The organism is Streptomyces liliiviolaceus, from assembly GCF_018070025.1.
Lineage (GTDB): Bacteria > Actinomycetota > Actinomycetes > Streptomycetales > Streptomycetaceae > Streptomyces > Streptomyces liliiviolaceus.
On the sequence record NZ_JAGPYQ010000002.1, the window covers coordinates 2,145,756 to 2,164,898 of the forward strand.

Sequence of the window (19,143 nt, forward strand, 5' to 3'; positions counted from 1 at the left end):
CACTAATTCCAAAGCCCTTTTGTCGGCCTCGGAGAGTTTGTCCCCCGCCCGCACCACCGCGTTCGCGAGACGCTCTATGTCCTGCCAATCAACTGTATTCCCGTCCACGACGCCCCTTTCCGAACATTAATTGGCAACACTGAACGCCGGGGAGTCTGGTGGCGGGACACCCTTCCGTCAAGGGGCCTTGTTTTGCGGCACCCCGGCCTCCACTTCGGCGGCGAGGCGAGCCCGCACCTGGGCGGCCTGCCGGTGTCCGAGTTCCTCCAGCAGCACCGCCGCCCTCCCCCACGCCGCGCCCGCCGCGCCCCGGTCGCCGGTGGCCAGGAGCACATCACCGAGGGAAGAGAGCGTGTCGGCCTCGTTGTACAGGTCGCCGATCTCCCGGTAGATGGTGAGCGCCCGTTCATACCTCTCGGCGGCCTGTTCGTACTGCTTGAGGTCGAGGTGGATGTGGCCGAGGCTGTCCAGGGTGTCGGCCTGGTCGAACCGGTCCCCCACTTCCTCCAGCAGGTCGAGCGCCGCCACGCAGTGGTCCAGCGCCTCCCGGTGACGGCCCAGCCGGGAGCAGAACCAGCCCACCGCGTTCAGCGCCCGCGCCCGACCGGTACGGTGACCGACCGCCTCGAAGGACTCCAGCGCTCTACGGGCATGGTCGAGCCCTTCTTCGTACTGCCCTTCCTCGTCCTTGAGCCAGGAAAGCGTCCGATGCACGTGCGCCTGACCGAGGACGTCTCCGAGCGCCTCGTACAGGTCGAGTGCCTGCCGCATGTGGGTGGCGACGTCCTCATACCGGCTGAGCCTCATGTACGCATAGGCGACGCACCCATGGCTGACCGCTTTGCCGTGGGCACTCCCCTCACGATGCGCGGCCTCAAGGGCCCGTTCGTGTGCGGCGGCGGAGTCGTGCCAGTGTCCGGCCCGGTCGAAGTAGGGCTGCAGTGCCCAGGCCAGCTGCCAGACGTGGGTGTGGAACCGGCTGCGCCCGGCCTCCTGCTGCATCGCCAGCAGCACGGCGTGTTCCCGCAGGAACCAGGACAGCGCCTCGTCGTGGTCAGCGAAGTTCTCACCGGTGACCGATGGCAGCGGCGGGACGAGAGTGATGGGGTCGTCCCGGTACGGACTCACGTACAGGCTGGCCCGGTAGGCGCTGTGCACATAGTGGTCGAGCATGCGCTGCGTCGCGGTCAGCCGGTCGACGGGCAGGTCTCGTGTCAGGGCGAGTTCGCCGGCGTAGGCGCGCAGCAGGTCGTGCAGTTCGTAGCGGTCGCCCGACGGAGAGGCCAGAAGGTGACTTGCCGTCAGTTCGTCGAGCAGCGTCCGGGCTTCCGCGAGGGACAGGCCTGCCAGACTCGACGCGGCGGCCGCGCCGATGTCGGGGCCGGGGTGCAGTCCGAGCAGCCGGAACAGTCGGGCGGCCGGTTCGGAAAGACGCTCGTAGGACCAGGAGAACACCTTCCGGACGTTGGTGGCGGAGTCGCCGCCGTCGAGCAGGTCCAGTGCGCTGCCCGCGGCGTGCAGTTCCTTCGCCACCGCTTCGAGCGGCTGTTGGCGGCGGGTGGCGGCGTGGGCTCCCACGATGGCCAGGGCGAGCGGAAGACGCGCGCAGGAGGCGATGATGTCCCGCACCGCGTCGGGGTCGGCGGCGAGACGGTCCGTACCGATACGGCGGCCCAGTACGGCTTTCGCCTCGGCGTGGGACATCAGGCCGAGGCCGAGCGGCTGAGCCCCGTGGGTGATCATCAGTCCGGTGAGCAGATTGCGGCTGGTGACGACGCTGAAGCACTCCGGCGAGCCGGGCAGGAGGGGGCGTACCTGATCCGCGTCCTGTGCGTTGTCCAGGACGACGAGCATGCGCCGGTTCGCCAGCAGGCTGCGGTAGAGGGCCGCTTGGCCGTCCGTGTCGACGGGGATGCGCCGGGCCGGCACCCCGAGCGCGTCCAGGAATCCGCGGATCGCCTCGGCCGGATGCATGGCAGTGCCGCTCGGGTCGAAGCCGCGCAGGTTGACGTAGAGCTGTCCGTCGGGGAAGCGCTCGCGGACCCGGTGGGCCCAGTGCACGGCCAGGGTGGTCTTGCCGACCCCTGCCGTGCCGCCGATCGCCGTGATGACGACGGTCCCGCCGTCGCCGCCCGGCCCCGCGCCCGCCCCCGGCAGGAAGGAGTCGAGCCGGTCGATCGCCTCCTCCCGGCCGACGAAACCGGCGACCGGATGTGGGAGTTGGGCGGGTACGACGGTCGTCGGCAGGCCGGTGTCGGCCGGGGCGCGCGGCGCGCGGCCCTGCGGCGCCTCGGTCGGTCCGCGATCGTCCGGGCCCGTGCCGAGCGCCGGATCGTCGGCCAGGATCCTCGCGTGCAGGCGGCGCAGCCGCTGTCCCGGCTCGATGCCGAGTTCGTCGCGCAGCAGGCGGCGGGCGCGGTGGAAGGCGGCCAGCGCCTCCGCCTGCCGCCCTGCACGGTGCAGGGCCAGCATGAGCAGACCGTGGAAGCCCTCCCGCAGCGGGTGTTCGACGGTGAGCCGGTGTGTCTCGCCCACGAGGTCGAAGTCGTCGCCGAGGGACAGGTCGACCTCGATGCGCTCCTCCAGGACGCTGAGGCGCCGCTCCGCGAGCCGGTCGCGCTCGGCGTCGACCAGCGGTCCCGTCATGCCCTCGCAGAGCCGGCCGTGCCACAGGCCCAGGGCCGCGTGCAGAGCCTCGGCGGTCCCGGCCCGGTCGCCCCTGGCGCGGGCCAGGTGCGCCCGTTCGATGAGGCCGTCAAAAGCCCGTACGTCCAGCTGTGCCGGTCCCGGTGTCAGCAGATAGCCGGCCTCGGTCCACGCGAGCAGTCCCGAGGGCGCGCGGGGCGGACGTTCGGGTTCCAGGACGCGACGCAGTCCGGAGACGTGCCGTTGCAGCAGGTTGGCCGCGCGCGCCGGTACGGCCCATCCCCACACGGCGTCGACGAGCTGGTCCCGGCCGATCGGGGTGTCGGCGTGCAGGAGCAGCACGGCGAGCACCACACGCTGCTGCATCTGTCCCAGGTCCAGCTCGGTCGTACCCCGCCATGCCCGCAGCGGTCCGAGCAGTTGGAAACGCAGTCCGGTGAACGGCTCAGGCCCAGTCATCACGGGCTCCCACCTCAAGCGGCACCTGCCGTCCACGCTAGCGCCAAACCGGTGTGAACACCGCTGCCCGGACTGCAACGGCTCCTGCAGCGGGGGCTGCAACCCCCGCCCGCAGCCTGGTGTCAGGGGCCGGGCGGGAGGTGACGCACCCCTCCCTCTCGGCTCCCCCAGCACAGACACCGACAGCAGCAGCGACGCCGAAGCCGACACCGACTCCGACATCGCGTCGGCTTCGACACCGGCTTCAGCCATCCACGAGCACGGGGGCATCCATGACCGACCTACTGACCGCGGCCCGGGCCGAGGCGCTGTTCAGCAGCGACCTGGCCACCGGATCCGAGCCGACGCGGACCGAGATCACCGAGGCGATCCGGCGGGCGATCCGCAGCAACGGCGGCAGCCTGGGCTGCGCGGGCGCGCTCGCGTGCGCCTACGGCGAGCGCCCGGAGACCGCCGTGCCCCGGATGCGCTGGGCCCTGCGCCAGGTGCGGGCCGCCCACCCGCGGACGGCCGGGTGGCGGGCCGGATACACGGTGAGGACCCCCCACCCGTGAGGACCAGGCCGCGGGCCGTCGTGGCCGTGCCGGTCTGCCTGGCCCTTCAGCTCGCCGCCGTCGGCTGCTTCTCGGCACGGGCCGACGTGGCTCTGGCCCTCTACGGCATCGGGGCACTGTGTGCGGCGCTCACCGCCATGGTCCCCGCCCTGCTGCGCCGCGGCCCGTCCGACGTACACGTCCGGCAGGCCGTCGCCGTGGAGCGCACCCGGATCCGGCACGACCTCCATGACGGGCTCGGTCCCCTGCTGTCGGGGATAGCGCTGTGCGCCCGGGCCCTGTCGGACCGGCTGGAGGGGCGCGGTCTGGACATCGAGCGCACTCTGGTGCACCGGATCCGTACGGAGGTGTCCAACGCCGTGGTGGAGGTCCGCCGTCTGGTCGACGCGCTGCCTCCCGCCGCGGTCGCCTCGCTGGGGCTCGTCGGGGCGTTGCGCGACCACGCCCGGTTCGTTCCGCCGCCGACGGACGTCGAGATCGTGACGTGTGCGCTGCCCGCGCTGCCGTCGGCCGTGGAGAGCGCGGTGTACCGGATCGTCACGGAGGCGATGACCAACGTCGTGCGGCACGCCGACGCCCGGCACGCGCGGGTCACCCTGGCCGCGGGGCCCCGCTCGCTGCTGGTCACGATCGCCGACGACGGACGCGGTATCGCCTGCGCGACGGCCGGGGTGGGGCTGACGTCGATACGGCAGCGCGCCGAGGCCGCGGGCGGAACCCTCTCCGTGCGTACGGTCCGGGGCAGCGGCACCGAGGTGCGCGTACACCTCCCGCTGCCCCGGGCGGCCTGAACAGGTTCCCCCTCCACTCCACCGCCCGAGCGCGTCCCACGGCTGCCGGGACGGCGTCCCGGCCCGGACAGGACGCCTGCCTCTGCTGCGGACGGGCCGGGCGCCGCACCGTGGGAGATGTCCACAACCGGCCAGTATCCGACAAGGAGTCATCGCATGGCCTCTGGAACCTTCCAGTCCCTTCCGGTCCCGACCACGGCACTCGACGGCCGCATCAGCGCCATCGTCCTGGACCCCGGCGGCAACCCCGCCGATGTCGTCAACAAGGGCACGCCGGTCACCGTACGGGTCGAGTGGAACCTCACCGGTTTCCTCGTGCCGCTGCTGGCGGGCACCTGGAACCTGCACGTCAGCGTGGACGAGATCGGCGGCCCGCACGACTTCAACGAGCCGTCGACGCCGGTGCCCGTCCCGCTCAACGGCAATCCCGACTACCGGCAGGAGATCGTCCTGTCGTCGCTGCAGGCCGGGCGCACCTACTCGCTCGTCGCCTCGCTGGCCTACCGCAATCCCGCCGGGTCGCCCGCACCGCTGGGCGGCTACGTGAACGTCGGCACCGTGAACGTCCTGCTCTGACCGATCGACCATTTCCGCAGGGGGGAGTCCGCGTCCCGCCCCACCGAAACCGGTGGGGCGGGACTCGGGCGTTCACCCGCCGCGCGCGGTCGGTGCGTGCGGCCGGTGCGTGCGGCCGGTGCGGCTCAGGTGCCCGGCTTGCGGCCGTACACGTAGACGTCGTCGTTCTTCTTCAGGAGCGACCAGTACTTCTTGGCCGTCGTCTTCGTCATGTTGACGCAGCCGTGCGAGCCGGGCGGGTTCCACATGCTCACGCCGACCGAGTGGAAGGCCTGGCCGCCGTCGAAGAACTGGCTGTAGGGCATGGGCACGTCGTAGATGGACGAGACGTGGTCGATGTGCCGCCAGTAGATCTTCTTCAGGCCGGTACGGGTCTCGTAGCCGTCGCGGCCCGTGCGCACCGGCACCGGTCCGTACACGAGCTTCTTGCCGTCCTGGATCCAGCTGAGCTGGAGCGTCAGGTTCACGCAGGCGATACGGCCCTTGTTGACCGGGCATTTGCCGTCTTTGTTCGGGTTCGTCCCGACGGCCTTCTGCTTGGTCATCAGATCCATCACGCCCCAGGTGATGGAACCGGCGTAGCCGATGTTCGGGGTGATGCCGTGCTGGGTCTGGAAGGCCTTGATCGCCTTGCAGTCGGCGGTGGACTGCTTGCCGTCGACCGGCCGGCCGAGGAACTTCTCCACTTTCTTCTGGTACGGGCCGCTCGACGTGGTGCAACTGGCCGCCTGCGCGGGCGCCGCGCCCAGTGCGACGGTCAGCGGCACCACCATCCCGGTGATCCCCAGTGCGACGGTTACCCGTCTGCGAATGTCCCCCATGGCCAGGCCTTTCCTCTTCGGTTCCGCTTCGGTTCCACTTGGGTGCTTCTTCGATCCGGTCGATCTCTGCCAGCTAGACACACACCGCGGGACATCGGTTGTGGTGCCTGACCAGCTGGAACGAAACGGTGACATGATCTTGAACCGGGTCATTCGGCACACGGGACGACGGTACGGAACCGTACGGGACGCCACGCGAGCGGCTTCCCCCGCTCCGGGGCGGGGCCGGTTCCCCGGGACGGGGCCAGTTCCCCGCGATTGGCCCCTGCTTCCCGCTCACCTGCCCGCCTACGCTGCCGCCATGCATCCCGCACTCGCCGGCGATCTCTCCCGGCTCCCCGAACTCCTCCAGTCCGCCCGTGACTTCGCCGCCCGCGAGGTGTCAGGGATCGACGCCCGGCCCGTGGTCCAGCAGGGCAAGGCGCCGGATCCGCGGCCGCTTCCGGCCGAGGGCGCGGGTGCGGAGGGCGCCCTCGCCCGGTTCGCCGCGTCGTGGGCGCCCGGCTTCGCCGCCACCTCGGGACCCCGCTATCTCGGCTTCGTGACCGGCGGCGCGACCCCGGCCGCGGTCGCCGGGGACTGGCTGACCGGCGCCTACGACCAGAACGCCGCCGGCGGCGACGATTCCTCGGCGGCCGCGCTGGAGCGGGAGACGCTGGGCTGGCTGCGGGAGCTGTTCGGGCTCGGCCCGGCGCACAGCGGCTCCTTCGTGACGGGCGCGACCATGTCGAACACCGTCGGCCTCGCCCTGGCGCGCGAGTGGCTGGGCGACCGCAAGGGAGTGCGCGTGTCCGAGGCGGGCGTCGCCGCGCTCGGCCCGGTCGACGTGCTCTCCGGCAGCCCGCACTCCAGCATCCCGAAAGCCCTGTCCGTCCTGGGCATCGGCCGCGACCGGCTGCGTACGGTGCCGGTGCTGACCGGGGGCCGGGAGGCCGTCGACGTGGCGCGGCTGGCGGAGGCACTGGAGGCGCTGGACGGGCGCCCGGCCGTGGTGGTGGCCAACGCGGGCACGGTGAACACGGTCGACTTCGACGATCTGCGGGCGATCGCGGCGCTCAAGGAGCGGTACGACTTCTGGCTGCATGTGGACGCCGCCTTCGGCGGGTTCGCCGCGCTGTCCCCCGAGCACGCGCACCTGACCGACGGCATCGACGCCGCCGACTCGGTCTGCGTCGATCTGCACAAGTGGCTCAACGTCCCGTACGACGCCGCTGTGCAGTTCACCCGGCACCGGGAGCTTCAGGTGCGGGTCTTCCACAACGCGTCGCCGTACCTCGGACTGCCCACCGGGGAGCCCGACTTCGTCCATCTCACACCGGAGAACTCGCGTCGGCTGCGCGCGCTTCCGGCCTGGTTCTCGCTCACCGCGTACGGCCGTGAGGGGCATCGCGAGATCGTCGAGCGGAACGTGGCCGAGGCCCGGCGGCTCGGCGAGGGGATCGCGCGCGTACCGGGGCTGCGCCTGCTCGCGCCGGTCCGGCTGAACGTCGTCTGCTTCACCCTCGCCGGGTCCGCCACCGAGGAGCGGGTGCACGCGCTGGGCCGGGCGGTCGCCGGGTCCGGGGAGGCGTTCCTGACGCCGACCTTCCTGGACGGGACCCATGCGCTGCGGGCCGCGTTCAGCAACTGGCGGACGACCGGGGCCGACACGGACCGGGTGCTCGCGGCCGTGACGCGGGCCGCCGGGGAGCTGGAGCGGTAGTCCCGGCAGGTAGCCGAGGGCGCGCCCGGGCCCTTCCACCCTGCGGTCCGCTGTGCTTGTCTGGGGGCCGTTTTCGGTGGCTGGGGCGGGAGTTGCCGTATGAGCAGGCCGTGGATCGGTGGAGTACTGGCGGGATTACTGCTGCTCAGCGCGTGCGGGGATCCTTCGTCGGAGCCCGAGACCGCGTCCACGCCCTCGTCCCCGAGAACAGCCTCGACCACGCATCAGCGCCCGGCCGCCACGCCCGGGGCGAGCGCCGGAGGCGACACCGGAGGGGCCGACGCCCGAGGGACCGACACCGCAGGAGCCGACACCCAAGGAGCCCCCGCCGAGCGCCCCACCGTCCTCTATCTCGGCGACTCCCTCGCCATGGAGAACCAGAAGGTCCTCGGCGGACTCCTGCGGGACGAGAAGAAGGCGCGCTACACCAGCGCCCCCTACTCCGGCACCACGCTGTGCGACTACCTGGAGGGCAGCGGCGAGGACTCCCTCGTCCCGCCGAAGGACAAGGCCGCCGCCCTGGTGCGCCGGCTGCGGCCGGACTTCGTGGTGCTCCAGTTCTGGGGGAACGCCTGGGGCTACACGCCCTGCATGGACGGCATCACGTACGACAAGGAGCGGGACGAGTACTTCGCGCGCTACACCGCCGACGCCGGGCGGCTGACGGACCAGATCGCGGAGGCCGCGAGCGGGGCGAGGATCGTCTGGGTGCTCCAGGGACCCGACCCGATCACTCCCGACCGGGTCCGGCGTGTCAACGCGGTGTACGAGCGGCAGGCGCGGGCCTCCGGCGGTCTGCTCGCGGACGCCGGAAAGACGGTGAGCGCGGCCTCGGCCCGCTACACCTGGACCCAGTACCTGCCGTGCACCGCGTACGAGCGTGAGCACGGCGCGTACTGCACGCAGCCGGGCAGTGGCCGCACCGCACTGCACCGCGACGACGACTACCTGCACTTCTGCCTGGCACCCACCACGTCGACGCCCAAGCCCTGTCCGGTCCGCTCCCCCGGCATCCTGCGCATCACCCGGGCGATCAGCCAGGCGATCGGCCGGGCCGTGGCCGCGCCGGCGGACTGAGAACCAAGCCACCGGACTCAGGCACCGGACTCAGCGTCCGCCGGTCCCCAGCTCCGTCTCCACCAGCCGGTACATGTGCCGGCGCGCGTCCTCCGTGCTCAGCGGCGGCGCCTGCCGCAGCCGCTGGAGGGCGAGGCCGTCGGAGAGGGCGGCGAAGCGGACGGTGAACCCGGCGGGGTCGGCGCAGACGAACTCGCCGTCGGCGACGCCCCGTTCGACCAGTGCGCGGATCTGCCCGTGCCAGTCCTCGTACCGTTTGGCCTGGCCGCCCGCGAAGGCCTGTTCGGGGTCCTGGTCGCGGTCGCCGGCGCTCCAGTAGTCGAACCACATCCGCCAGTGCCGGTCGGTGTCCTCGGTGAACAGCGCGTCGATCAGCAGCCGCAGCGCCTCGGCTGCGCCGGACGCCTCCTCTGCGGCCTCGTTCAGCGCCGCGTAGTAGCGCTCGATGTTCAGCACCATGGCCTCGGAGAGGATCTCCTGGACCGAGCCGAAGTGGTACGTGACCGTGCCCACCGACACCCCGGCCGCGGCGGCGACGTCCCGTACGCCCACGGACGCGTAGCCCCGCTCGGCGATGAGCGGGACGGCCGCCTCCACGATGAGCCGGCGGCGAACCTCGGTGGGCTGCCGTGTGCGGTCGGCCGCGGCGACCGCACGGCGGGGCGTCTTCGCGGCCTTCACGCGGACGTCCTCGGGGTGGTGCGGTGCCATGCGCGCTTGACCACTGTCTCTCCGTCCGCCCGTGCTTCCATCCGGCTGTCCATGATGAACTCCGTGGCCGTGGCCCGCAGCTCCGTACGCGTGATGATCTCAGCGTCCCAGTCGTCGCCGCGCCGCAGCCGGATCGCCCACTCGGAGACCGCCCGCGCGGACAGGGGGTCGTCGGAGCGGATCGTGTACGTCTCGCGGGCGCTCTCGTCGTAGCGCAGCCCGTCCGGGTAGACCCGTGAGCCGCCGTAGTTGGGGTCGACCTCCAGGGTCCACTCCCCCTCGGCCACGTCATGCGTGACCAGCCGCTCCGGCCCCGGGTCGGCCGCCCGCTCGTGCTCGACGGCCAGCGGTACGGCCTGCTCGGGTTCCTCGAAGCGGATGGGCGCGCGGCCCTCGTCGGACGCGGGGTCCCGCACGGGCAGGAGTACGGCGCTCTCGGCGGGCAGCACGGTCAGCTCGCCGCGTTCGCCGTGCGGCCACACCCACGGCCAGTACGCGTCGGAGACGGCGACCCTGACGCGATGCCCCGGCGGAAAGGCATAGCCCACGCCATTGAGCTCGAACTCCACGGTCTCGTACGTCCCCGGGGTCCACTCCACGGCCCGGTCGCGCCCGTGTCTGCTGAGCAGGTTGAGGACACCGCGGGTGACGAGCGTGGACGAGCCGTCGGGGGCCACGTCGCAGATCCGGGCGACGACATGGGCGCGGGGTGTGGCGCTGTCGAGACGGAGCCGGACGCGCGGCCGGCCGAGGATCTCCACCCGTTCGTCCAGCGGCTCCGAGTCGAAGCACACGGAACGGCCGTCCTCCTCCCGCTGGTCGGGCGGCAGATCGCTCGCGTTGCCGAACGGGAAGAACCGGCCGGCGTCGAGACCGGTGTGCTGGGGGGAGCGTACGAGGACGGGGGTGGTGCCCCGCCCCAGGGGGCGCGCGTCCCAACTGACTGACGGGGAGGGCCAGTTGTCCTCCCCCACCCATCGTCCAGGCATCACGTCGTACGAAGTGGCGGGCGGGACCGGGTCGTTGAGCCAGGCGCGCAGCAGTGGCTCGCGCATGATGCCGGTGTCCTCGCCCTTCAGGTGCTGGTCCCACCAGCGCAGGGTCTCCTGGAGGAAGCCGATCGCCGGGCCGGGCGGCAGGCCGCGGTCCGGGTACTGGTGCGACCAGGGCCCGACGAGTCCGCGTACGCGGTCGTCGGGCAGGTGCTCCACGAGCCGCAGCACGGTGTCCCGGTACGGGTCGTTCCAGCCGCCGACGGCGAGGACCGCCGCGTCGATCGCCGTGTAGTCCTCGCAGACGCTGCCGTGCCGCCAGTAGTCGTCGCGCTGCTGGTGGGCCAGCCAGGTGTGCAGGAAGGGTTCGAGGTTTTCGAGGCGGTCGCGCCACATCGGCAGCCAGCGGTCCGCGCCCACGCTGGTGGGGTCCGGCGGGCGCGAGGCGAACGCGAGCATCGTGCCCGCCCAGGCGAGCATGTCCACTCCGAGGACGGCGCCGCCCGTGTAGTGCACGTCGTTGTCGTAGCGGTCGTCCGTCGAGCAGACGGTGACGATCGCCTTGAGGGGTTCGGGGGCGAGGGCGGCGATCTGGAGGGCGTTGAAGCCGCCCCAGGAGATGCCGAACATGCCTACTTTGCCGGTGCACCAGGGCTGCTCGGCCAGCCAGTTGACGACGTCCACGCCGTCCGCGAGTTCCTGGGCGTCGTACTCGTCGCCGGGGGTGCCCTCGCTGTCGCCGTGGCCGCGGATGTCGACGCGGACGGAGGCGTAGCCGTGGCCCGCGTACCAGGGGTGGCGTTGGGCGTCCCTGGGGGCCGTCCAGTCGGTCTTGCGGTAGGGGAGGTATTCGAGGAGGGCGGGGACGGGGGCCGTGTCGGCGTCCGTGGGGCGCCAGATGCGGGCGTGCAGGTGGGTGTGCGGGTCGCGGGTGGGGATCCAGACGTCCTCGACGGTGACCTGCCGGTCGAAGTGCTCTCGGTAGTGCAACTTGGCTCCTTGTTCGGGTGGGGTGGGGGTTGAGCTGGGGTGTTCTCGCCCCCGCCGCCCCTACCCGTTCCCGTCAACGACTCGGGGGCCAGCCCCCGAACCCCCGGTCCTCAAACGCCGGACGGGCTGAAAACGATTCAGCCCGTCCGGCGTTTGAGGACGAGCGCGAAGCGCGATACGGGGGGCAAGGGGGCGCAGCCCCCATACGGGAACGGGAACGGGTAGGGGCGGCGGGGGCGAGGAAAGTCCGTTACCCCACCGCCCGCCACCGCCGCACGCGATGCCCCCCGGCAGAGGTGACCCACAGGTCACCGCCCTCCGCCGCATCCACCCACTCCGGCACATCCCCCGTCACGAACCGCGCCTCCGGATCGGGCTCCAGCACAGCAGCCATCAGCTGCCGCGTGTACGGGTGCCCCGGCGAGGAGAAGACCGAGTCCGTCGGCCCCTCCTCCACCACCACCCCCCGCCACAGCACGACCACCCGATCCGCGATCCCCCGTACGACGGCGAGGTCGTGGCTGATGAACAGGCACGCAAGCGACCGCTCCCGCCGCAGATCGTCGAGCAGGCGCAGCACGTCGGCCTGCACGGACACGTCCAGCGCCGTCGTGATCTCGTCCGCGATCAACACGTCCGGCTCGCCCGCCAGCGCCCGCGCGATGCCGATCCGCTGCCGCTGCCCGCCGGAGAGCTGCGCGGGCAGGCGTTCGGCGAGGGCGGGGTCGAGGCGGACGTCGGAGATGAGCTGCCGGGCGCGTACGACGGTCTCGGCACGCGAGTCCGTCGTGCCGAAGAAACGCAGGGGCCGCCGCACCGCGTCCCCGACGGACCGGCGCGGGTTGAGGGAGGTGTCGGCGTTCTGGAAGACGAGCTGGACCCGCCGCCGCAACGCCGACGGCCGCTTCCCGGCGGGCCGGGCGAGGTCACCGGAATCCGAGCCGGAGCCGAAGCCGGAGCGGAAGCCGGAGTCAGAGCCGGGACCGGAACCGCCACCTGAGCCGTGCGTCATCGTGCCGCCGGACGGCGTACGCAGCCCCGCCAGCGCCCAGGCGAGCGTGGACTTCCCGCTCCCCGACTCGCCGACCAGCGCGAGGACTTCGCCACGCCGGACGTCGAAGGAGACCCCGTCCACGGCACGACTGGACCCGTAGTCGATCGTGATGTCCCGGGCGGTCACGGCCACGGGAGCCTCCTCGGGGATCACCGCCCGAGGCCGCACCTCCCGCTCACCGCCCTCGCCCACCCGCGCGAGCCCTTCGTCGTCGAGGCGCGGCACGCTCGCCAGCAGGCGCTTGGTGTACGGGTCCTGGGGCAGCGCGAAGAGCCGGCCCGTCGCAGCCGCCTCCACGATCCGGCCGGACCGCAGGACCACCACCTCGTCGGCCATGTGCGCGACGACGCCGAGGTCATGGCTCACCAGCACGGCGGACAGGCCGAGTTCGTCGCGCAGGGTGCCGATCAGGTCGAGGACTCCGCGCTGGGTGACGACGTCGAGTCCGGTGGTCGGCTCGTCGAGGACGAGGACCTTGGGGCGGGCCGCGATCGCCATGGCGATGGCGACGCGCTGCTGCTGGCCGCCGGAGAGTTCGTGCGGGTAGCGGCGGGCGAGTTCGGCGGGGCGGGGCAGCCGGACCTGTTCGAGGAGGTCCACCACGGGTACGTCACCGCCGGCCTCCGCGATCTGGCGTCCGATGCGCATGGAGGGGGTCAGGGCGTGGCCCGCGTTCTGCGCGACCATGGCGACCGTGCCGCCCCGCAGCCGCCGCAACTCCCGTGCGGGCAGGGCGAACACGTCGGCCCCGTCGACCCGTACCGAGCCGCCCGTGACCCGCGAGCCGTGCCGCAGATGTCCGAGCAGCGTGGCCGCGACGGTCGACTTGCCGCTTCCCGACTCGCCGACCAGGGCGAGGGTCCGGCCCGGCAGCACCTCCAGGGACACCTCGCTCACGACCGGCACGTCACGGCCGCCCGAACGGTAGGCCACGGACAGCGAGTTCACGGACACCGGGGATGTCGTCGAAACGACGGCGGCGGTCATCAGGACCCCTCCCTGATCCGGTCGACGCCCCATGCCTTGGAGAGGCCGTCGGCCGCGAGGTTGAGCCCCACCACGAGTGTGGCCAGGGCGATGATCGGTGCGAGGCTCGCCATCGGGACGACGGTGATGGCGGTGCGGTTCTCGGCCACCATCAGGCCCCAGTCGGGCGTCGGCGGGTCGGCGCCGAAGCCGAGGAAGGACAGCGACGAGATCAGCAGCACGACCCAGGAGGCCCGCATGGCGAACTCGACGCACACCACGTCGGTGATGTTCGGCAGGATCTCGCGGCGCAGGATCGCCCAGGTGCTCTCGCCCCGGGCCCGCGCGGCGGTCACGTAGTCGGCGGGTGCGACCGCGAGGGCGGCGCCCCGGACGACGCGTACGACCTGGGGCACGTACACGACCGCGATGGCGAGGACGATGACCGAGGGGCCCGTGCCCAGTGCGGTGACGACGACCAGCAGGGCCAGTACCGACGGGATGGAGAGCACCGCGTCGAGGACCCGGCCCAGCACGTCGTCGAACCAGCCGCCCCGCAGGGCCGCGGCGCAGCCGACGACCGTGCCGATCAGGAGGGTGACGAGGGTCGCGGCGACGGAGACACCGATCGCGTACCGGCCGCCGTACAGGACGCGGGCCAGGACGTCACGGCCGTACTGGTCCGTGCCCGCCCAGTGGCTCCCGCTGGGGCCGAGCAGCGCCTGGTCGGCGTTGTTGGCGATCGGGTCGTACGAGGTGAGGACCGGTGCCAGCAGGGCGATCAGGACGTGTACGGCGACGATCGCGAGGCCGATGGCGGCTGCCCGTGAGGAGCGCACGGTGCGCCAGGCGCGGGCCGCCGCGGACGGTGGTGCGGCGGGGGCCGCGGGTGCGTCCGCCGGGGTGTCGAGGGTGGTCATCGGGTCCTCCCGCGCGTACGGAGCTTGGGGTTGAGGGCCATGGCGCCGAGGTCGGCGGCCAGGTTGCAGACGACGTACACGACCGCGCTGATCAGGGCGATGGCCTGGATGACGGGCAGGTCCCGGTTCTGGACGGAGGAGAGCATCAGCTTTCCGATGCCGGGGTAGTTGAAGACGTTCTCGACGACGGCGACGCCGCCCGCGAGCCAGGCCACGTTCAGGGCGATGACGTGCAGGGTCGGCAGCAGGGCGCTCGGCAGTGCGTGCCGGGTGACGACCCGCCAGCTCGACAGCCCCTTGAGGCGGGCGGTGGTGACGTACTCGCTCGCCATGACGTCGATGACCGAGGTGCGGGCCATCCGGACGATGTACGCGGCCATGACGACCGCGAGGGCGAGGGCGGGCAGCCAGACGGCGGGCATGAGCTGGCCGACGGTGGCCTCGGGGCCGTACAGGACGACCGCGGGGAACCACGGGAGGGCGACCGAGAAGCAGAGGACGAGCACGGTGGCGACGACGAACTCGGGGACGCTCATCCCGACCAGGCTGACCGTGGAGATGAGGTGGTCGGGCCAGCGGTCGCGGTACAGGCCGGCGAGGATGCCGAGGACGATCGAGCCGGTGACGGCGAACAGGACGGTCACCAGGGCGATGAGCGCGGAGTTGCCGAGGTACATGCCGACTTCGCCGCCGACCGCCTTGCCGGAGACGAGGGAGAGTCCGAAGTCGCCGTGCAGGGCGCCGCCGATCCAGTCGGCGTACCGCTCCCAGGCGGGTTGGTCGAGTTTCAGTTTCTCGCGGAGGGCGGCGACCGCGTCGGGGGTGGCGTCCTTGCCGAGGACCTGGGTGGCCACGTCGCCGGGCAGGGCCTGGACGGCGAGGAAGACCAGGACGGAGGAGAGGACGAGGGTGCCGAGGGCGGCGAGGACGCGGCGGGCGATGAACGAGAGCATGGTCAGGCTCCCTTCAGGCCGATGCCGAGGTAGTCGAACTCGAAGCCGTGCTCGGCGTATCCGCGTACCTTCCGCGAGATGCCGACGAGCCGGTCGGCGAACATCGGGGTCATCGCCCCGCCCTTTTCGACGACGAAGGTCTGCGCCTCGCCGTACAGTTCGCGCCGCCGTTCGTCGTCGGTCTCCTGCCTGGCCCGGTCGAGCAGCGCGTCGAACGCCTTGTCCGACCAGGCGGTCTCGTTGTAGGAGGAGCCGCCGCGGAAGACCTGCGTGAACAGCTGGTCGACGGGTCTGCCGGTGTACCAGTAGGTGGCCATGAGCGGCTTCTTCATCCAGATCTGCGTGTAATACGAGTCCGCCGAGGCAGTCTTCACCCGCACGCGGATCCCGGCGCGCTTGGCCGAGTCCTGGTAGGCGAGGGCCATGGGCGTGAAGACCGGGTCGTACGAGGAGGTGTAGAGGTCGACCGTCAGGCCCTCGTGGCCCGCCTTCTTCAGCAGGTGGCGGGCCTGTTCCGGGTCGTGCTCCGGGTGTGCGGCGACATGGGCCGGGTCGCTCGGCGGTACGGGGTTGTCCCAGCCGGGTGTGCCCGCGCCCTGGAGGGCGACCTTCACCACGTGCTCGGGGTCGTAGGCCAGTTTCATCGCCTGCCGGACGCGTACGTCGGTGAAGGGCTTCTCCGTGGTGAGCATCGGCAGCACGTACCACTGCGCGTTCTCGACGCGGGCGATCGTCGCGCGGTCGGAGGCGGCGACGACGCGGGCGGTCGCGAAGTCGAGGTTGGTCTGCGAGAGGAGGTCGACCTGGCCCGCGAGCAGGGCGTTCGAGCGGGCCGACATGTCGGCGACGGAGTAGAAGTCGATGGCGTCCAGGACCGGGCGGCCCGCCCAGTGGTCCGTGAACGCGGTGATGCGGCCGGGGCCCGCGGGCGCGAAGGACTCCAGTTTGAAGGGGCCCGTGCCGATGCCGGTGCGGCCGATGCCGCGGGCGCTGCCGTCGGGGACGACGTAACAGTTGTAGTGCGTGAGCAGGCTCGGGAACTCCGCGTTGGGGGTCTTCAGCGGTACGACGAGCGTGTGGGCGTCGGGGGTGCGCAGCTTCGCCGGGTCGATGAGCGGGGCGAGGACGGCTGCCTGCGGGGACGCCGTCGCCTTGTCGAGGATGTGGCGCAGGGTGTACGCGGCGTCGGCGGAGGTGAGTTCGCGGCCGTCGTGGAAGGTGACGCCCTTGCGGAGTCGGAAGGTCCAGGTGCGGGCCTTGGCGTCCGGTTCCCAGGACTCGGCGAGGTCGGGGGCGAGTTCGCCGTTCGCGCCGATGCGGACGAGCCGGTTGTAGAGGGCGCCGAGGTATTCGTACGCGGACAGGGCGCTCGCCGGGTCCAGGGTCTCGGCCTCGGAGGCGGGCGGCCGGGCGATGCGGAGCGTGCCGCCGCGGTCGGGGGTGCCCGCCTTCGCGCCTTCGGGCAGAGCGGGGGCGGCCGAGGCGCCCGTGCAGCCGGTGAGCAGCCAGGACGCACCGAGCGACGCGCTGCCCGCGGCTGCCGCGGCAAGGACGGAGCGCCGTCCGGGGTGATGGGTGTCGGGCATGGGCCGACCGTCCCTCTCGCTATGCGTTCGCTATTCGTTCAGCGGAACGATTGAGTGAAGTGCGTGAACGATAACCAGCCGCCAGTGGTCCGCCAACCCTCGGAGCGCGGAAATTTACGTCGGAAACCGAGCCGTTACGTGGCTGGAGGCGGCCGGAGGAAGCCGGACCCCGACGGGGACAGGTGATCGCGGGGCGGAGGGTGTAGGTGATCGAGGGATGGGGAGAAAGCGCTTGCCCCGTGTTCACCACTCCCTGAGGAGGGACGGCCGGCATGGCCTCGTGGGAGAAACCGCTCGACCACCGCTACCGCGGCGAGCACCCGATCCGCACCCTCGTCTATCTGTTCCGGGCCGACCGGTGGAAGCTCGCCGCCGCCTTCGTCGTCTTCACCGTCAAGCACAGCCCGGTCTGGCTGCTGCCCCTGATCACCGCGACCATCATCGACACGGTCGTCCGGCACGGACCGATAGCCGACCTCTGGCTCAGCGCCGGAGTCATCCTGGCGATCCTGATCGTCAACATGCCGCTGCACCTGCTGTACGTGCGGCTGCTCTACGGCAGCGTGCGCCGCATGGGCACGGCCCTGCGCTCCGCGCTCTGCACGCGGATGCAGCACCTCTCCATCGGCTACCACTCACGCGTCAGCGCCGGTGTGCTCCAGGCGAAGGTCGTCCGTGACGTGGAGACGGTCGAGCAGATGGTCCAGCAGACCGCCGAGACGGGGCTCGGCGCGGTCACCGTGCTCACCGGCGGGCTGATCATCATCGCCGTGCGCACACCCGAGTTCGTCCCCGTGTTCCTGTGCGTGGTGCCGGTCGCGGCGCTGCTCGTGGCGCGGCTGCGGAGCCGGTTGCGCGTCCACAACGAGGACTTCCGGCACGAGGTCGAGCATCTGTCCTCGCGGGTCACGGAGATGACGCGGCTCATCTCGGTCACGCGGGCGCACGGTCTGGAGGGCAAGGCCCTGCGGCGCATGGACGGCACCCTGCACAAGGTGCTGACCTCGGGGCTGCGGCTCGACCTCCTCAACGGCCGCTTCGCCTCACTGGCCTGGGTGTTCCTGAACATGATCGGGGTCGTCTTCCTCACCGCGGCCGCGCTGGTCGCGTACTACGGCGTGTGGGCCGTCTCCCCCGGTGACGTCGTCATGCTCAGCGCGTTCCTCACCACCCTCACCAACTCCACGACCACCCTGGCCGGGCTGACCCCGGTCATCACCAAGGGCCTGGAGTCCGTACGGTCCGTCGGTGAGGTGCTCCAGGCCCCCGAACTGGAGGACAACGAGGGTAGGGCGCGGCTCTCATCGGTGCGCGGGGCGGTCGAGTTCGAGGGCGTGGGCTACGCGTACGAGGACGCGGACCGGCCCGCCGTACGGGACTTCAGCCTCTCCGTCGCGCCGGGCGAGACGATCGCCCTCGTCGGCGCTTCGGGTGCGGGCAAGTCCACGGTGCTCAGTCTCGTCATCGGGTTCATCCGGCCGACCTCGGGCCGGGTGCTGCTCGACGGGGCCGACATGAACACCCTGGACCTGCGGACCTACCGGCGTTTCGTGTCGGTGGTGCCACAGGAGTCGATCCTGTTCGACGGCACCGTGCGGGAGAACGTCGCGTACGGCATGGACGACGCGGACGCCGACGAGGCGACCGTGCGCGCGGCGCTGCGGGACGCCAACGCGCTGGAGTTCGTGGACCGGCTGCCGCGGGGGCTCGACACGGTGGTGGGCGAGCACGGGGCGCGCCTTTCGGGCGGTCAGCGGCAGCGCCTCGCCATCGCGCGGGCCCTCATCCGCAATCCACGCGTCCTGATCCTCGACGAGGCGACGTCCGCGCTGGACACCCAGTCCGAGGCGCTGGTCCAGCAGGCCCTGGCCCGTCTGGTGCACGGGCGCACGACCTTCGTGGTGGCGCACCGCCTGTCGACGATCCGGGGCGCGGACCGGATCGTGGTGATGGGGGACGGCACGGTCCGGGAGATCGGGTCGCACGAGGAACTGATGTCCCGGGCGGGCGCGTACACGGCACTGCACGACGGCAGCGGCCTGCCGGCCTGAAGGCGGGGTGGGGCGGCGGCCGGCCTGCGGGGGCGGCCGGGTCCGCCTCCTCGGTCCGGGGCCGCGGAGGCCGTGCGCGCCCGGGGCAGGTGGCGGCCGTGCGCGCCCAGGGGTGGGCGGCGGCCGTCGCGCGGTACGTGCCGGAGGTGTCGGACGGCGGCCGTCTCGCCGGACAGGTCGGGAGACCTCCGCCGCGCCGCGCCTGCCCGGACGGCCGCCACCGCACCGCGCTCACCGGACGGCGAGCGCCACGCCGCGTCAGCCGGACGGCTGCCAGCGCACCGCGCCTACCGG

General features: G+C 72.0%; 14 protein-coding genes. 6 read left to right on the forward strand and 8 right to left on the reverse strand.

Annotation, left to right across the window (positions count from 1 at the left end; genetic code table 11):
• Window positions 1-177 precede the first annotated feature (177 nt).
• Window positions 178-3,105 (reverse strand): AfsR/SARP family transcriptional regulator, encoded by a 2,928-nt coding sequence (locus tag J8N05_RS44670; protein ID WP_210893526.1) that lies wholly within the window; start codon window positions 3,103-3,105, stop codon window positions 178-180.
• 272 nt (window positions 3,106-3,377) lie between these two features.
• Here J8N05_RS44670 and J8N05_RS44675 point away from each other — a divergent pair, with 272 nt between their 5' ends.
• From J8N05_RS44675 to J8N05_RS44685, 3 genes are all read left to right on the forward strand, one after another.
• Window positions 3,378-3,659, forward strand: a complete 282-nt coding sequence (locus J8N05_RS44675) for a hypothetical protein (RefSeq protein WP_210893528.1) — start codon at window positions 3,378-3,380, stop codon at window positions 3,657-3,659.
• Window positions 3,656-4,450 carry a sensor histidine kinase gene (locus tag J8N05_RS44680; protein ID WP_210893530.1) on the forward strand — a complete coding sequence of 265 codons (795 nt, stop codon included), beginning with the start codon at window positions 3,656-3,658 and terminating at the stop codon, window positions 4,448-4,450. The genes J8N05_RS44675 and J8N05_RS44680 overlap by 4 nt, the downstream gene beginning before the upstream one ends.
• A gap of 156 nt (window positions 4,451-4,606) precedes the next feature.
• Entirely contained in the window at window positions 4,607-5,026 is a 420-nt protein-coding gene (locus tag J8N05_RS44685; protein ID WP_210893532.1) for a hypothetical protein, read from the forward strand.
• Window positions 5,027-5,151: 125 nt separating this feature from the next.
• On the opposite strand, the gene J8N05_RS44690 is transcribed toward J8N05_RS44685, so the two are convergent.
• The gene (locus tag J8N05_RS44690; protein ID WP_210893534.1) at window positions 5,152-5,847 is read right to left on the reverse strand and encodes a L,D-transpeptidase family protein; all 696 of its coding nucleotides are present in this window, start codon (window positions 5,845-5,847) and stop codon (window positions 5,152-5,154) included.
• Between the two features lie 301 nt (window positions 5,848-6,148).
• Here J8N05_RS44690 and J8N05_RS44695 point away from each other — a divergent pair, with 301 nt between their 5' ends.
• Complete coding sequence (locus J8N05_RS44695) at window positions 6,149-7,549, forward strand: pyridoxal phosphate-dependent decarboxylase family protein (protein WP_210893536.1); 1,401 nt, start codon at window positions 6,149-6,151, stop codon at window positions 7,547-7,549.
• A 99-nt stretch (window positions 7,550-7,648) separates the two neighbouring features.
• Entirely contained in the window at window positions 7,649-8,626 is a 978-nt protein-coding gene (locus J8N05_RS44700) for an SGNH/GDSL hydrolase family protein (protein ID WP_210893538.1), read from the forward strand.
• Between the two features lie 30 nt (window positions 8,627-8,656).
• Here the strand turns inward: J8N05_RS44700 and J8N05_RS44705 are convergent, their stop codons facing one another.
• From J8N05_RS44705 to J8N05_RS44730, 6 genes are all read right to left on the reverse strand, one after another.
• On the reverse strand, window positions 8,657-9,337 hold the full coding sequence (locus tag J8N05_RS44705) for a TetR/AcrR family transcriptional regulator (RefSeq protein ID WP_210893540.1): 681 nt from the start codon (window positions 9,335-9,337) through the stop codon (window positions 8,657-8,659).
• The gene (locus J8N05_RS44710; RefSeq protein ID WP_210893542.1) at window positions 9,304-11,319 is read right to left on the reverse strand and encodes a CocE/NonD family hydrolase; all 2,016 of its coding nucleotides are present in this window, start codon (window positions 11,317-11,319) and stop codon (window positions 9,304-9,306) included. Before J8N05_RS44710 ends, J8N05_RS44705 begins: the two co-directional genes overlap by 34 nt.
• Window positions 11,320-11,569: 250 nt before the next feature.
• Window positions 11,570-13,360, reverse strand: a complete 1,791-nt coding sequence (locus tag J8N05_RS44715) for a dipeptide ABC transporter ATP-binding protein (protein WP_247706951.1) — start codon at window positions 13,358-13,360, stop codon at window positions 11,570-11,572.
• A complete protein-coding gene (locus J8N05_RS44720) occupies window positions 13,360-14,259 on the reverse strand; it encodes an ABC transporter permease (RefSeq protein ID WP_210893546.1) in 900 nt (299 codons plus the stop codon). Before J8N05_RS44720 ends, J8N05_RS44715 begins: the two co-directional genes overlap by 1 nt.
• Window positions 14,256-15,212: an ABC transporter permease gene (locus J8N05_RS44725; RefSeq protein WP_210893548.1), complete on the reverse strand. Its 957-nt coding sequence runs from the start codon at window positions 15,210-15,212 to the stop codon at window positions 14,256-14,258. Before J8N05_RS44725 ends, J8N05_RS44720 begins: the two co-directional genes overlap by 4 nt.
• Before the next feature lie 2 nt (window positions 15,213-15,214).
• Window positions 15,215-16,798: an ABC transporter substrate-binding protein gene (locus J8N05_RS44730; RefSeq protein ID WP_210893550.1), complete on the reverse strand. Its 1,584-nt coding sequence runs from the start codon at window positions 16,796-16,798 to the stop codon at window positions 15,215-15,217.
• 272 nt (window positions 16,799-17,070) lie between these two features.
• Here J8N05_RS44730 and J8N05_RS44735 point away from each other — a divergent pair, with 272 nt between their 5' ends.
• A complete protein-coding gene (locus J8N05_RS44735; RefSeq protein WP_210893552.1) occupies window positions 17,071-18,849 on the forward strand; it encodes an ABC transporter ATP-binding protein in 1,779 nt (592 codons plus the stop codon).
• The last annotated feature ends 294 nt before the right edge of the window (window positions 18,850-19,143 follow it).

What these genes read in the sequence shown, in the direction of transcription:
- J8N05_RS44670 (WP_210893526.1), bottom strand. Translation starts at nt 3,105, where the DNA reads ATGACTGGGCCTGAGCCGTTCACCGGACTGCGTTTCCAACTGCTCGGA.
- J8N05_RS44675 (WP_210893528.1), top strand. Translation starts at nt 3,378, where the DNA reads ATGACCGACCTACTGACCGCGGCCCGGGCCGAGGCGCTGTTCAGCAGC.
- J8N05_RS44685 (WP_210893532.1), top strand. Translation starts at nt 4,607, where the DNA reads ATGGCCTCTGGAACCTTCCAGTCCCTTCCGGTCCCGACCACGGCACTC.
- J8N05_RS44690 (WP_210893534.1), bottom strand. Translation starts at nt 5,847, where the DNA reads ATGGGGGACATTCGCAGACGGGTAACCGTCGCACTGGGGATCACCGGG.
- J8N05_RS44695 (WP_210893536.1), top strand. Translation starts at nt 6,149, where the DNA reads ATGCATCCCGCACTCGCCGGCGATCTCTCCCGGCTCCCCGAACTCCTC.
- J8N05_RS44700 (WP_210893538.1), top strand. Translation starts at nt 7,649, where the DNA reads ATGAGCAGGCCGTGGATCGGTGGAGTACTGGCGGGATTACTGCTGCTC.
- J8N05_RS44705 (WP_210893540.1), bottom strand. Translation starts at nt 9,337, where the DNA reads ATGGCACCGCACCACCCCGAGGACGTCCGCGTGAAGGCCGCGAAGACG.
- J8N05_RS44715 (WP_247706951.1), bottom strand. Translation starts at nt 13,360, where the DNA reads ATGACCGCCGCCGTCGTTTCGACGACATCCCCGGTGTCCGTGAACTCG.
- J8N05_RS44720 (WP_210893546.1), bottom strand. Translation starts at nt 14,259, where the DNA reads ATGACCACCCTCGACACCCCGGCGGACGCACCCGCGGCCCCCGCCGCA.
- J8N05_RS44725 (WP_210893548.1), bottom strand. Translation starts at nt 15,212, where the DNA reads ATGCTCTCGTTCATCGCCCGCCGCGTCCTCGCCGCCCTCGGCACCCTC.
- J8N05_RS44730 (WP_210893550.1), bottom strand. Translation starts at nt 16,798, where the DNA reads ATGCCCGACACCCATCACCCCGGACGGCGCTCCGTCCTTGCCGCGGCA.
- J8N05_RS44735 (WP_210893552.1), top strand. Translation starts at nt 17,071, where the DNA reads ATGGCCTCGTGGGAGAAACCGCTCGACCACCGCTACCGCGGCGAGCAC.